Genomic DNA, 13,120 nt, shown 5'->3' on the forward strand with positions numbered 1-13,120 from the left:
TTCTTATGGCTTAGATTTGTGTTGTTGGTTGTTGAATTGTTTTAATGGTTTATTTGATGGGTTGGGTTTATTATTTTATTTTTATGGTTTTTATTTAGTGGTTTAGTTATTATGAACTTTAGTGATTTATCTTTTGTTTTTTGGGTGGTTGTATTTATGTTTTTATTTCTATATCTTTAGTAATTTAATTGGCTAGACTGTTTTAATTTTTTAATTTTAAATTGCTTATAGTAAATTTGTTTTTTAGGTTTTTAGTGGTTTTTATATTTTTAGTTGGTGGTGGATTTTTTGGCGAGATAGTAGCTAGGCTAGTAGCAATACTTTAATTTGGTGTTTGAATCAATTGTGGATGATAGGTTTTGGTTGTTTATATTAGATAAGGTATTAATTGATAAAAAATATAAATTAGTTTGTAAGAGATTTTTATAAGGGTTTTACTAGATTATAATATAATGTTAAGATGATATTGAGTAGATTGGAAAATTTTTTAAGAGATAATAACATATTTTTAAGTGGTGGTGCAGGTGTTGGTAAGTCTTTTTTAACTATGGAGCTTATAAAATCTTATAGAGTTCAAGGAAAAATTGTCGTTGTATTGGGTTCTACTGCACTTAGTGCTTTTAATATAGGTGGTGTTACTTTACATAGTTTTTTTGCTTTTAAAAGATGTCAAAATTATGATGAGTTGTATTATGAAGATAGAAAGCAAAAAGATAAACTAGAAAAATTAAAGAGAATTTTAAAACAATGTGATTTATTGGTTATTGATGAAATCTCTATGGTAAGCGCTTCATTGATGGAAATGATTTATTATAGATTATCAAGAAGTGGTTTTAATGGTAAAATTTTATTAGTTGGAGATTTTTTTCAACTTCCACCCGTGGTTAAGTATAAAGAAAATCAAACTCAAAATACTTTATTTCAAAATACTTTATATGCTTTTTCTTCGCAAGCTTGGAATGATCTTAAATTTATTAATTTAAAACTTAGTATTACAAAAAGAACTTTAGATAAGCAATTTTATGAATATTTGTTTTTTCTTAGAATGGGTGAAGTAAATAAAGAAATGCTAAATTTCTTTAAAAAAATGTTAATTAGTTCAAAAAATTTACTTGAGTATATGGATGAATATACTCTATTATGTGCCACAAATAAAAAAACTAATCATATTAATACTGAAAAATTAAATCTTTTACAAGGTAAAGAAAGTATATTTAAAGCAAAAGCTGAAAAACTAGACTATACTTTAGATGATAAAACTTACGAGCAGTGGATTAACGGACTTAATTCTTTGGGTGAGTTAAAATTAAAAATAGGCGCTAAGATTATTTTTTGTGTGAATAATAAAGAAGAAAATTATTATAATGGGGAGCAAGGTGTTGTTTTAGATTTTATAAAAGATAAAGAGCAAGAATATATTCTGATAGAAAAAAATAATGGTGAAAGATTGAAATTAAAATCATATGAATATACCTTAGAAGAGTATGAGCTAGATAAAGATGAAAAACTAGAAGTTAAGATAAAAGCTAAATTTGTTCAATTTCCTATAAAACTAGCTTATGCTATAACAATCCATAAATCTCAAGGTATGAGTATAGATAAATTAATATGTGATATTGATGGAATTTTTGAAAAAGGGCAATTATATGTATGCTTATCAAGAGCTATTAATCCAAGTAATTTAAAAATCGTATATAATTATAAAATGCCTTTTGAGGATTATTTTTTAAAAATTTTAAAATTCGATAAAGAGGTAAAACAATTTTATCTACAAGAAAAGTTTGTAAATTTAGAATAAGATGGAGAATGATTATGAGATGGGTGGTAATTTTATTTTTTTCTTTTTGTAGTATTTATGCTAATTCTTTAAGTATAGAAGATTTTAGAACAGATTTGTATTCAAAGGTTGGAAATAATACTTTAAAAAAGATTGAAATGACTTTGGATTTTGAGGGAGAAAATTTAGACCAAAAGAAAATTATTGATGCTTTAAACACTATTGTATCTAGTTATTTTTATGAAGATTTATTCACAGAAGTGGGTAAAAACAACTTCAAAGAAACTTTGCTTAAATTTAGCAATAAAAAATACAAAACTCAAATAAAAAATATTTACATTCTAAAAATTAATTCAGTAGCTCAATTTGATATAGAAGAACTGAAGCGTTTTGTAAAAGATTTAGAAAAAAAGGATGAAGATTTAAAAGAAACTGCTAAACAAGAAGAAATTCAAAATATTCTTAAAGTTACTAAAACTTCAGATCAAAATAATACCCAATCAAAAGATATGAATGCTACTCAAACAAGCAGTGTTAAAGATGACAATATAAGTTTCAATCAAGATGTTAATGCAAGCAAAGAAGCTATGGATATGATTTTAAAAACTATGAAAAATACCCAAATGCAAATGTTAGCACCAAGCAAAGAACAAGATTTGTTTAAAGAGATACCATTTTGATTATTGGATTATATCAAAATGACTTGGGATTTTTGGTATAAAAATATTTTCGTTAATATTTTGATCAAATTTTTGGTTGTAAAAATAAATACTAACTAAATTTCCTAATTCATCTTTATAAGAAATACTACTAAGGCTATCATTTTCTAGTTTGATATTATATGTGATATTTTCGTATTTTGCTTCATAATTTTCATGAGATATTAATTTTGCATTTTTAAAAATTGCTTGAAGATTTGGTAAATTTTGCAATTGAGTATAAATGGCTTGTTCTAATTCAGGTTCTATGATAATAACTTCTTTGTTATTGATATAAATCTGCTTTTTATTTGGTTTAGTGTAATTCCAAAAAGCTTTATTTTGAGTAATGATAAAATTTCCCTTATAGTTTAGTGAAGAATTGTTACTTTGCACTTTTTGCTCAAAATCACTGCTAAAATTTTTAAAATTTATATCAAAAGCAAAAATATTACAAGCAAATATCATTAAAAATATAAAATATTTCATAATTATCCTTTAAAATTTAACAAATTATATAAAATTTATGCAAATAAAACTTTTATATAGTTCTAATTAAAATCAAGGTATAATCTAGCATATATTTTTGTAATTAAAGGTAAAAAAATGTTTTCTAGTGTATTTAAAGCAATATTTGGCACCAAAAACGATCGAGAAGTAAAAAAATATTTAAAGAGAGTTGCGCAAATTAATGCTTTAGAGTCAAAATACCAAAATTTAAGTGATGATGAATTAAAACAAAATTTTATAGATTTTAAAACACAAATTCAAAAAGAAGAAAAAACTTTAGACCAAATACTAAATGATGTTTTTGCAATAGTTAGAGAAGTAGGAAAAAGAACGCTTAATATGCGTCATTTTGATGTACAATTAATCGGTGGTATGGTTTTGCATGAGGGAAAAATCGCTGAAATGAAAACTGGGGAAGGTAAAACCTTGGTTGCAACTTTACCTGTTGTATTAAATGCTATGAGTGGCAAGGGTGTGCATGTGGTTACTGTAAATGATTATTTAGCCAAAAGAGATGCAGAGCAAATGAGTGCCATTTACAATTTTTTAGGTTTTAGTGTGGGGGTGATACTTTCAGAGCAAAATAGCGATGAAGCGCATAAAAAAGCTTATGAGTGTGATATAACTTATGGTACAAATAATGAATTTGGCTTTGATTATTTGCGTGATAATATGAAATTTTCAAAACTTGAAAAAGTGCAAAGAGAACATAATTTTGTTATAGTTGATGAAGTAGATAGTATTTTAATAGATGAAGCAAGAACTCCGCTTATTATAAGTGGGCCTACAAATAGAACTTTAGATGGTTATATTAAAGCAAATGAAGTAGCAAAACAAATGCAAAAAGGCCAAGCAGCTGCTACTCCTCAAGAATTGCCAAGTGGTGATTTTGTTGTCGATGAGAAAAATAGAACTATCATGATTACAGAGGCTGGAATTTCTAAGGCAGAAAAATTATTTGGAGTAGAAAATTTATATAGTTTAGATAATGCAATATTAGCCCATCAACTTGATCAGGCTTTAAAAGCACATAATTTATTTGAAAAAGATGTGCATTATGTATTAAGAGATAAAGAAGTTGTAATTGTTGATGAATTTACAGGAAGGCTAAGTGAAGGAAGACGCTTTAGTGATGGCTTGCATCAAGCATTAGAGGCTAAAGAAGGGGTAAAAATTCAAGAAGAGAGTCAAACTTTAGCAGATATTACTTTCCAAAATTACTTTAGAATGTATAAAAAATTAGCAGGTATGACAGGTACTGCACAAACTGAGGCAACAGAATTTTCTCAAATTTATAATTTAGACGTAGTTTCTATACCTACAAATATACCGGTTGCAAGAATAGATAAAGATGATTTGATTTATAAAACACAAGAAGAAAAATTTAAAGCAGTTATTGAAGAGATAAAAAAAGCAAACGCAAAAGGTCAACCGGTTTTAGTAGGGACTGCAAGTATTGAAAGAAGTGAAGTATTTCATAATATGCTTGTAAAAGAACGCATTCCTCATCATGTGCTTAATGCTAAAAATCACGAGCAAGAAGCTTTAATTATCCAAGATGCGGGTAAAAAAGGCGCAGTAACTATAGCTACCAATATGGCAGGTCGTGGGGTTGATATAAAAATAGATGATGAAATAAGAGCTCTAGGAGGGCTTTATATCATAGGAACTGAGCGCCATGAAAGCAGAAGAATAGACAATCAACTTCGTGGGCGTGCAGGACGTCAAGGTGATCCTGGTGTAAGTAGATTTTATTTAAGTTTAGAGGATAATCTTTTGAGAATTTTTGGTGGTGATCGCATTAAAAATATCATGGAAAGATTAGGTATAGAAGAGGGTGAGCATATAGAAAGTCGCATTGTTACAAGAGCTGTTGAAAATGCACAAAAAAAAGTTGAAAGCTTGCATTTTGAAAGTAGAAAACACTTGCTTGAATATGATGATGTGGCTAATGAACAAAGAAAGACTATTTATAATTATAGAAATGAATTATTAGATGAAGAATTTGACTTGCAAGATAAAATTTTAAAAAATATTGTTGAATATAGTAATCATTTAGTAAGTCAAATTTATCTAAATGCAGATCTTGAAGATGATGTTAAACATTTTGAAAGTTTAAAACAAAAAGTAAGTTATGAGTGTAATCTTGAGCTTAGCGAAGCTGATTTTAAAGATTTAGGTGTAATTGAAGTAGAAAATAAATTAAGTGAAATTTTAGAAAAAGCTTACAAAGATAAAATGAGTATTATTGAAGATAAAGAAGCTAGAAGAATTGAAAGAATTTTATATCTTCAAATTTTAGATAATCTATGGAGGGAACATTTATACCAAATGGATATTTTAAAAACTGGTATAGGTTTAAGAAGTTATAATCAAAAAGATCCTTTGGTAGAATATAAAAAAGAAAGCTATAATCTTTTCATGGAGCTTGTTGAGCGTGTTAAATTTGATAGTTTAAAATTACTATTTAATGTAGTTTTTACTCAAAAAGAAGCACAAAATTTTGAAGAAAAAAGCCACGAGCAAAACGAGCAGTTTTTAGCTAATACCACAGAAAGTGGTGTTGATGAAAACGGTGAAGCGCAAATTACTAAAGTGCCTAGAAATTCACCTTGTCCTTGTGGTAGTGGTAAAAAATATAAAGAATGCCATGGTAAAAGTGGTCCTAAAAAAGGTATTTTAGCTTAAGGTATGTAATGAATTTAGTTATAGTTGAAGATGATATAAATATGAGAAAATCACTCGAAATTGCTTTGAGTGAGTATGAAGAATTTACTATAAAATCTTATAAATCAGCAACTGAAGCTTTAAAGAAACTAAATGATGATGTTGATTTGATTATTACAGATATTAATATGCCAGGTATGGATGGTATTGAATTTGTGCAAGCTTGTGAGAATAAATATGATTTTATTATTATTACAGGTAATGCAACACTAAATCGTGCTATAGAGGCAGTAAGGCTTGGGGTAAAAGACTTTCTAGTAAAACCATTTGATATTAATACTTTAGTAACTGCGATAAAACGCGCAAAAATAATTCAAGAAAAGACTTCTAAAAAAACAAATAAAAAGACTGTCAAAAAAGATGAAAATCAAGATTTTTATGGCACTTCTAAGGCTTTGGAAAATTGTTTAAAATTAGCTACAAAAGCTGCTAAAACAGATGCAAGTGTGCTTTTTTTTGGAGAAAGTGGGGTAGGTAAAGAAGTTTTTGCAAATTTTGTGCATAAAAATTCAAAAAGAGCACAAAAGCCTTTTGTAGCAATTAATATGGCGGCAATTCCATCAAATTTGATAGAAAGTGAGCTTTTTGGTTTTGAAAAAGGTGCATTTACTGATGCTAATACTACTAAAATAGGATTATTTGAGCTTGCTAATGAGGGCACTTTGTTTTTAGATGAAATAGGTGAAATGCCTTATGAAATTCAAGCAAAATTATTAAGAGCCTTGCAAGAAAAAGAAATTACAAGATTAGGAAGTACTAAAAGTATAAAGATTGATGTAAGAATTATTAGTGCAACTAATGCTCATATAGAAAAAAAGATTGCAGATAATGAATTTAGACAAGATTTATATTATAGACTTAATACTATTCCTATTAATATACCACCACTAAGAGAGCGTCAAGAAGAAATTTTACAAATTGCGCAAAAGGTACTACTTGATACGTGTAAAGAATATGATTTTAATGAAAAAACTTTAAGTCAAGAAGCACAAGATGCTTTGCTAGCTTATGATTTTCCAGGTAATATTAGAGAGTTGATTTCTATTATACAAAGAGCTTGTATTTTAAGTGAAAATGATGAGATTAGTGCTCAAGATTTATTCTTAGAAAGTAGAAAAAGTAAAGATATTAAAAATCTTGAAAAAGAATTGATTTTAGAAGCTTTAAAAAATTCACAAGATATTACAGAAGCAGCTAAGCTTATAGGGATGAGTGAGAAAATTTTTAGTGAAAAAATGAAAAAATATAATATTACTTAAAAAGGACGGACAATGAAAAAAATAGCTATTGTAGGTGCAACAGGAGCAGTTGGTGAAGAACTTTTAAATGTCTTAGACGAGCTTGATTTTCCAGTTGAAAGTATTTTACCATTAGCAAGTGCAAAAAGCGCAGGTAGTGAAGTAGAATTTAGAGGTAAAAGTTATAAAGTAAAAGAATTAACTCCAAATGTTTTTAAAGAAAATCCTGTAGATATTGCTTTTTTTAGCGCTGGAGGAAATATAAGTGCTGAGTATGCAAAATACGCAGTAGAATGTGGTGCTGTGGTAATTGATAATACAAGTCATTTTAGAATGGATGAGAATGTTCCTTTAGTGGTTCCTGAATGTAATAGTGAAGATATTAAAGATTGGGAAAAAACAGGAATTATTGCTAATCCAAATTGTTCTACTATACAAATGGTACATGTTTTAAAACCACTTGATGATGTATTTAATCTAAAAAGAGTAGACGTAAGTACTTATCAAGCAGCAAGTGGCGCAGGTAAAGAAGGTATGGAAGAATTGGTTCAAGGAATGCAAAGTTTTTTTGCTTTTAAATTAGATGAATTTGAAGCAAAAACTTTTCCTTATACCTTAGCTTTAAATTTGATTCCTCAAATCGATGTTTTTAGCGACAATGGCTACACCAAAGAAGAATTAAAAATGGTGAATGAAACGCAAAAAATATTGCATAAAAAACTTGAAATTTCAGCCACTTGCGTAAGAGTCCCTGTGCTTAGAAGTCATAGTGAAGCCATTACTATGCATTTTGAAAAAGATGTTGATGTTGCTAAAGTTAGAGAGATACTTTCTAAAGCACCAAGTGTTGTTGTGATTGATGATGTAGAAAATAAAAAATACCCTATGCCACTTTTTACAAGTGATACTAACGAAACTTATGTAGGAAGAATTAGACGTGATATTAATCACAAAAACATTTTACATTTATGGTGCGTGGCTGATCAAATTCGTGTAGGAGCTGCTACAAATGCAGTGCGTATTGCGCAAAAATGGCTAGAATTGGTTTAAAAAGGAGAAAAATGCTAGAAAGATTTTTTGAGAATTTATTAGTTAAAAGTCGTTTGGTTACTATTTTACCTGTAATTTTTGGTTTAATAGGAGCTTTTGTTTTATTTTTTATCGCAAGTTATGATGTGATTAAAGTTTTAAAGTATGTATTTGAATACTTTATGTTGCCAAATTCTACGGTAGATTTGCATGAAGATATTGTTGGTTTGATCATAGGAGCTGTGGATTTATATTTGATGGCTTTGGTTTTATTTATTTTCTCTTTTGGAATTTATGAGCTTTTTATTAGCGAAATAGAGGATTTTAAACAAACAAAGCAGTCAAAAGTTTTAGAAGTGCATAGTTTGGATCAGCTAAAAGATAAGCTTGCAAAAGTAATTATCATGGTTTTAGTTGTAAATTTTTTCCAAAGAATTTTACAAATGCAACTTAATACAGTTTTGGATATGACTTATTTGGCAGGTTCTATTTTGGCTCTTTGTGTGGGGCTTTATTTCTTGCATAAAAGTGATCATTAATAAGGAATAAAAATGGTTTTTATTGATGCGTGTTTTAAAAAATCAACCCCTTATACTCCAGTTTGGATGATGCGTCAAGCAGGAAGATATTTACCTGAATACATGGAAGTTAGAGCAAGCGCTGGAGATTTTTTATCACTTTGCAAGGACTATAAAAAAGCAAGTGAAGTTACTTTGCAACCTGTGGATATTTTGGGTGTTGATGCAGCTATTATTTTTTCAGATATTTTAGTGGTGCCTTTAGAAATGGGTATGGATTTAAAATTTGAAAAAGGCGAAGGGCCGGTATTTTCAAATCCCATTAAAACTAAGGAAGATTTGGAAAGATTAGATGTTGAAAAAAGTGTTAAAAATCTTTCTTATGTTTATGATGCACTAGCACTTACTAGAGAAAAACTTGTGTATGATAAAGCTTTGATTGGTTTTTGTGGAAGTCCTTGGACTATTGCTACTTATATGATAGAGGGTGGTGGTAGCAAAAATTATGCAAAATGTAAAAAATTAGTTTATCAAAATCCTGAATTTTTACATCAAATTTTATCTAAACTCACTTTGGCTTTAAAGTATTATATCCAAGAGCAAATTAAAGCAGGTGCTAATGCTATACAGATATTTGATAGTTGGGCAAGTGCTTTAGAAAAAGAAATGTTTTTTGAGTTTTCTTTTAAATATATGCTTGAAATTGCTGATTTTATTAAAGAAAAATATCCACATATTCCTGTGATTTTATTTCCTAAAGGTGTTAGTGGATTTTTAGATGATATAAGTGGTAATTTTGATGTTTTTGGTGTAGATTGGAGTACGCCTTTAGAATTAGCAAAAGAAAAACTAAGCGCTAAATACACTTTACAGGGCAATATGGAGCCTTGTAGATTGTATGATAAAAAGGCGATTGAAATAGGAGTGGATAAAATTTTAAATATCATGCAAGATAGTGCACATATTTTTAACCTAGGACATGGTATTTTGCCTGATATTCCTGTTGAAAATGCTAAATATTTTATCAAGTTAGTTCAAGAGAAATCTAAAAAGTGAATAAAATTACCTTTGGCCCCATAAGCTCAAGAAGATTTGGGCTTTCTTTAGGGGTTGATTTAAGTCCAAATCAAAAGCAATGTAATTTTGATTGTGTATATTGTGAGTTGCAAGCTGCAAAACCTGTGGAAAAATCTTTAGTATATCCAAAAATTCAAGATATCTTAGAACAAGTAAAACAAGCTTTATCTAGTAATGTGAAATTTGAATTTCTTACATTAACTGCAAATGGTGAACCTAGTTTATATCCTCATTTAAAAGAATTAGTTTGTGAGTTAAATAAAATAAAACAAGATAAAAAACTCTTAATATTAAGTAATGGTAGTGGTGTGTTAAATACACATGCATTTGATGCTTTAATGGATATTGATGTGGTTAAATTCAGTCTTGATAGTGCTAAAGAAAAAACATTTTATAGGATAGATAGAGCTTTAAAACAAATTAAGCTTGAAATAATGATTGAAAAAATGATAATTTTTAGGAAAAAATTTCCAGGTGAGCTTATCATGGAAGTATTGATTGTACAAGGCTTAAATGATAGTAAAGAAGAAATGTTAGCTTTAAATGAAGTATTTGATAAAATAAAGCCATCAAGAGTAGATTTTAGCACTATTGATAGACCTCCAGCTTATCCTGTTAAAGGTATATCTATGGAAAAATTAGAAGAATTAAGTATGTATATTACTAGTGTGCCTGTTGTGCTTGCTAAGCATTATTATAAAGGCGAAAAGATTGATTTTAATACTCAAGAGCTTTTGAAGATGTTACAGCTTAGAGCGCAAAGTGAATTTGATATAGAAAATAAATTTAGTCAATATAGCAAAGAGGTATTGGAAAAATTAATTAAAGAGCAAAAAGTCGTTGTAAAAAATTTAGCAGGAGTAAATTTTTATAAAAAAATATAATTTTTTGTAAAAAACTCTTGACAAAAGTTGTTTTTTCTTATATAATACCATTTCTTATTTATTGATGTTCCGGATTAGCTCAGCGGTAGAGTAGTCGGCTGTTAACCGATTGGTCGTAGGTTCGAATCCTACATCCGGAGCCACTTCATAAAATTATTCCCATATATTATAGTGTATTAACAAGTTAATTTATAATTTATTTTTGTATATATTTTTTAAGAATTAATTAGTATTTTCTTGTTTTATGAAAATACTAATTTTTAATATCAAAAGTAAAGAATTTGCTTTCAAAATTATTACCTACTTTTTCATATTGAAACATAGCAGGTTCTAGGTTTTGCACTTCATGGTATAAAAGTCCTAAAGCAAGCCTTGCTTCTAAGGTTTCTTCGTTTTCCAATCTTGCTAGTTCAAGTAAGGCTATAGCTGAATTTGGATTGTTTGAGCCTATTGCTGCAACTGCAGCTAAAAATAAAGTTTGCGCATCTTTGATTTTATAATCATCTATTAAAATATTGTAAAGCGTATATGCTTCTTGGTATTCTTTTGCAAAAATATCAACATAAGCTAGAGCAAAAATCAGCCCGATGGAGTTTTTATTGCTCATGGCAAGTCTTTTTTTAATGTCGTTTCTAACATGATTAAGCAAGCCTGTTATTTGCATAAGTGTTACATAACTATCTTTAACTATTCCAGCTCCGCCAAATAAAGAATTATAATCAAGTTTGGTAGTTAAAAAATACATTTGTGCTTGTTTGGCATACTCTTTAATATCAAGATTTGTATTTTTAGAATTAAAATATAAAATATTGCTAATAATATCTTTATTTAATAGATCTTTTAATTCCTTAATTTTTTGATTTCTTAAAGTTTCAAGATTATTGCCATTAGCAGCTATAATAGCAAACATTAGTTCTAAAGGTGTATTGTTTGTGTTTGAAAGATTATCTAAATAAGGGATCATGGCGGTAAAATCATTTTTGGCTAAATGCAATAAGTATTTAAATATATTATGATTTTGATCTATAGTGTTGTCTGCTTGGAGATTTTCTAAAAGTTCATTAGCTAGTTTAGTATAATCTTTTTTTACTAAATCCATACAATATATAGCAAAAATCCCTGCGATATAATTTTTGGGATTTAAATGATATGCGGTTGAAAAATGCTTATAGGCATTGTTATAATCTTGTAATTGTGCATAAGTTAGCGCAAGATTATAATGAATTACATCGTGAGCATGATAAATTTCACTTAAGTTTTTAAATTCTTGATTTGCTTCTCTTAAATGAAAATTAAAAGCTAAATTAATAGCATGAGATAATTCTATATTAACCCCTGATAAAGCCTTACTTTTAACAAGCAATTCATTTTCGTATTCATAACCTTGTATAAAATTACCCAAATCAGCCTTTGTGATAAGCTCCATACTTTGCTTAATATCAAAAACACGATAAGGCGAGAAGTAAAACAGCAAATCATAAATTTGTTGTTTTCCGGTAATCAATCTTTTGGCAAAATGCTGTTGGGCTATGTCGATATTTGAAAAATTTCTTTTTAATCTAGTTTTTATATTATAATATTTTGAACCTATATTTCTATCTTTTATATATAAAGCTTTTAAAATTTGAGCTCCGCTTTCAAATTGCCCTGTTTTTAATTCTACTAAAGCTAGAGCAACTTTACTTCTTGCTTCATGATTTTCTATTTTTGAAGCTTTTTCAAGATATTCTTTAGCTTTTTGATATTCACCTGATTTTGCATATAATAAGCCCAAGGGCAAACTTGCTTCGTAATCTTCTTGTTTTTGTAAAAATTCAATAGCATTTTTTTCTGATTTTAATAATGCATAAATTTTTGCTCCAAGGTAGTAAGATTCACTTTGGTATCCATTAATATTATTTGAACGCATAAACATCTGTAAAGCTTCAGGATAAAATCCTTGATAATAATTAATTAAGCCTAGGTAATAATCATACAAAGATGATTTAGAATCTTGTGGTAAATGTACTTTTGCTAAGTCAAGATAATAATTAAATTTTTCTTTATTACCAAGATTAAAATAGCATACAGCTATATTGATGGCCGCAGCTACTTTATGTTCTTCTAATTCTAAAGATTGTTTAAAATTTTCAATGGCACTAGCATAGTCTTTTTGTTTCATTTGAGCTACGCCAAGATTATAGCTAGATAAGGATTGATTGAAAATATTAATATTATTATAAAGTTCTAAAGCGCTTTCTACATCACCTTTTTCGTATAATAAATTTGCTTTTTGCACTACAAGATCTAATGCTGATTGTTTTACTTTAGTGATGCTTGTGCTAGTATTATCATCTAAGATTTGAGTATTTAAAGCGGATTTTTTATCTTCTTTGAAGACTATGAGTAAAATTAAAACTACAAGCAGTATTAGAGCAAGACCTCCAAGCGCAGAAATTAAAATAATAAATTTTTTATCAAAAAGCTTTTTTTTCTCTTCAGGTTGTGGTGTTTGAGGTTCTTCTTCTACTCTTTGAAAGGTGCTTTCTTCCTCCTCTAATTCAGGAGGTATCATACCAGGAGGGATAGCTTGCTCTTCTACTCCTGGATTTTCATCTATCTCAGAGAAAGCTTTTTCTTGATTATCTTGTTCTTTAAGTGTTACTTCTTCGGCCATGTTTTC

The 13,120-nt window shown here is 28.4% G+C and carries 10 protein-coding genes and 1 tRNA gene; 9 read left to right on the forward strand and 2 right to left on the reverse strand.

The features are described 5' to 3' along the window. The first annotated feature begins 463 nt into the window (after positions 1 to 463). Positions 464 to 1,798, forward strand: a complete 1,335-nt coding sequence (locus L8V82_RS02980) for an ATP-dependent DNA helicase (protein WP_318529670.1) — start codon at positions 464 to 466, stop codon at positions 1,796 to 1,798. A gap of 14 nt (positions 1,799 to 1,812) precedes the next feature. Continuing rightward, entirely contained in the window at positions 1,813 to 2,457 is a 645-nt protein-coding gene (locus tag L8V82_RS02985) for a flagellar basal body-associated FliL family protein (protein ID WP_263723959.1), read from the forward strand. On the opposite strand, the gene lolA is transcribed toward L8V82_RS02985, so the two are convergent. Beyond that, positions 2,458 to 2,964 (reverse strand): LolA-like outer membrane lipoprotein chaperone, encoded by a 507-nt coding sequence (gene lolA / locus L8V82_RS02990; protein WP_263723960.1) that lies wholly within the window; start codon positions 2,962 to 2,964, stop codon positions 2,458 to 2,460. 117 nt (positions 2,965 to 3,081) lie between these two features. On the opposite strand from lolA, the gene secA reads away from it, so the two are divergent. From secA to L8V82_RS03025, 7 genes are all read left to right on the forward strand, one after another. Next, the gene (secA, locus tag L8V82_RS02995; RefSeq protein WP_263723961.1) at positions 3,082 to 5,673 is read left to right on the forward strand and encodes a preprotein translocase subunit SecA; all 2,592 of its coding nucleotides are present in this window, start codon (positions 3,082 to 3,084) and stop codon (positions 5,671 to 5,673) included. Positions 5,674 to 5,681: 8 nt separating this feature from the next. Further along, positions 5,682 to 6,971 (forward strand): sigma-54-dependent transcriptional regulator, encoded by a 1,290-nt coding sequence (locus L8V82_RS03000; RefSeq protein ID WP_263723962.1) that lies wholly within the window; start codon positions 5,682 to 5,684, stop codon positions 6,969 to 6,971. Between the two features lie 12 nt (positions 6,972 to 6,983). Further along, positions 6,984 to 8,000: an aspartate-semialdehyde dehydrogenase gene (locus L8V82_RS03005; protein ID WP_263723963.1), complete on the forward strand. Its 1,017-nt coding sequence runs from the start codon at positions 6,984 to 6,986 to the stop codon at positions 7,998 to 8,000. Positions 8,001 to 8,011: 11 nt separating this feature from the next. Beyond that, positions 8,012 to 8,518: a YqhA family protein gene (locus L8V82_RS03010; protein WP_012661246.1), complete on the forward strand. Its 507-nt coding sequence runs from the start codon at positions 8,012 to 8,014 to the stop codon at positions 8,516 to 8,518. A 12-nt stretch (positions 8,519 to 8,530) separates the two neighbouring features. Then, positions 8,531 to 9,553 carry a uroporphyrinogen decarboxylase gene (hemE, locus tag L8V82_RS03015; RefSeq protein WP_263723964.1) on the forward strand — a complete coding sequence of 341 codons (1,023 nt, stop codon included), beginning with the start codon at positions 8,531 to 8,533 and terminating at the stop codon, positions 9,551 to 9,553. Beyond that, positions 9,550 to 10,458, forward strand: a complete 909-nt coding sequence (locus L8V82_RS03020; RefSeq protein WP_263723965.1) for a radical SAM protein — start codon at positions 9,550 to 9,552, stop codon at positions 10,456 to 10,458. Before hemE ends, L8V82_RS03020 begins: the two co-directional genes overlap by 4 nt. Before the next feature lie 68 nt (positions 10,459 to 10,526). Beyond that, a tRNA-Asn gene (locus L8V82_RS03025) sits at positions 10,527 to 10,601 on the forward strand. 110 nt (positions 10,602 to 10,711) lie between these two features. Here the strand turns inward: L8V82_RS03025 and L8V82_RS03030 are convergent. Then, on the reverse strand, positions 10,712 to 13,114 hold the full coding sequence (locus L8V82_RS03030) for a tetratricopeptide repeat protein (protein WP_263723966.1): 2,403 nt from the start codon (positions 13,112 to 13,114) through the stop codon (positions 10,712 to 10,714). Positions 13,115 to 13,120 lie beyond the last annotated feature (6 nt).

This window comes from Campylobacter sp. IFREMER_LSEM_CL2151 (assembly GCF_025771725.1).
GTDB lineage: Bacteria > Campylobacterota > Campylobacteria > Campylobacterales > Campylobacteraceae > Campylobacter_D > Campylobacter_D lari_C.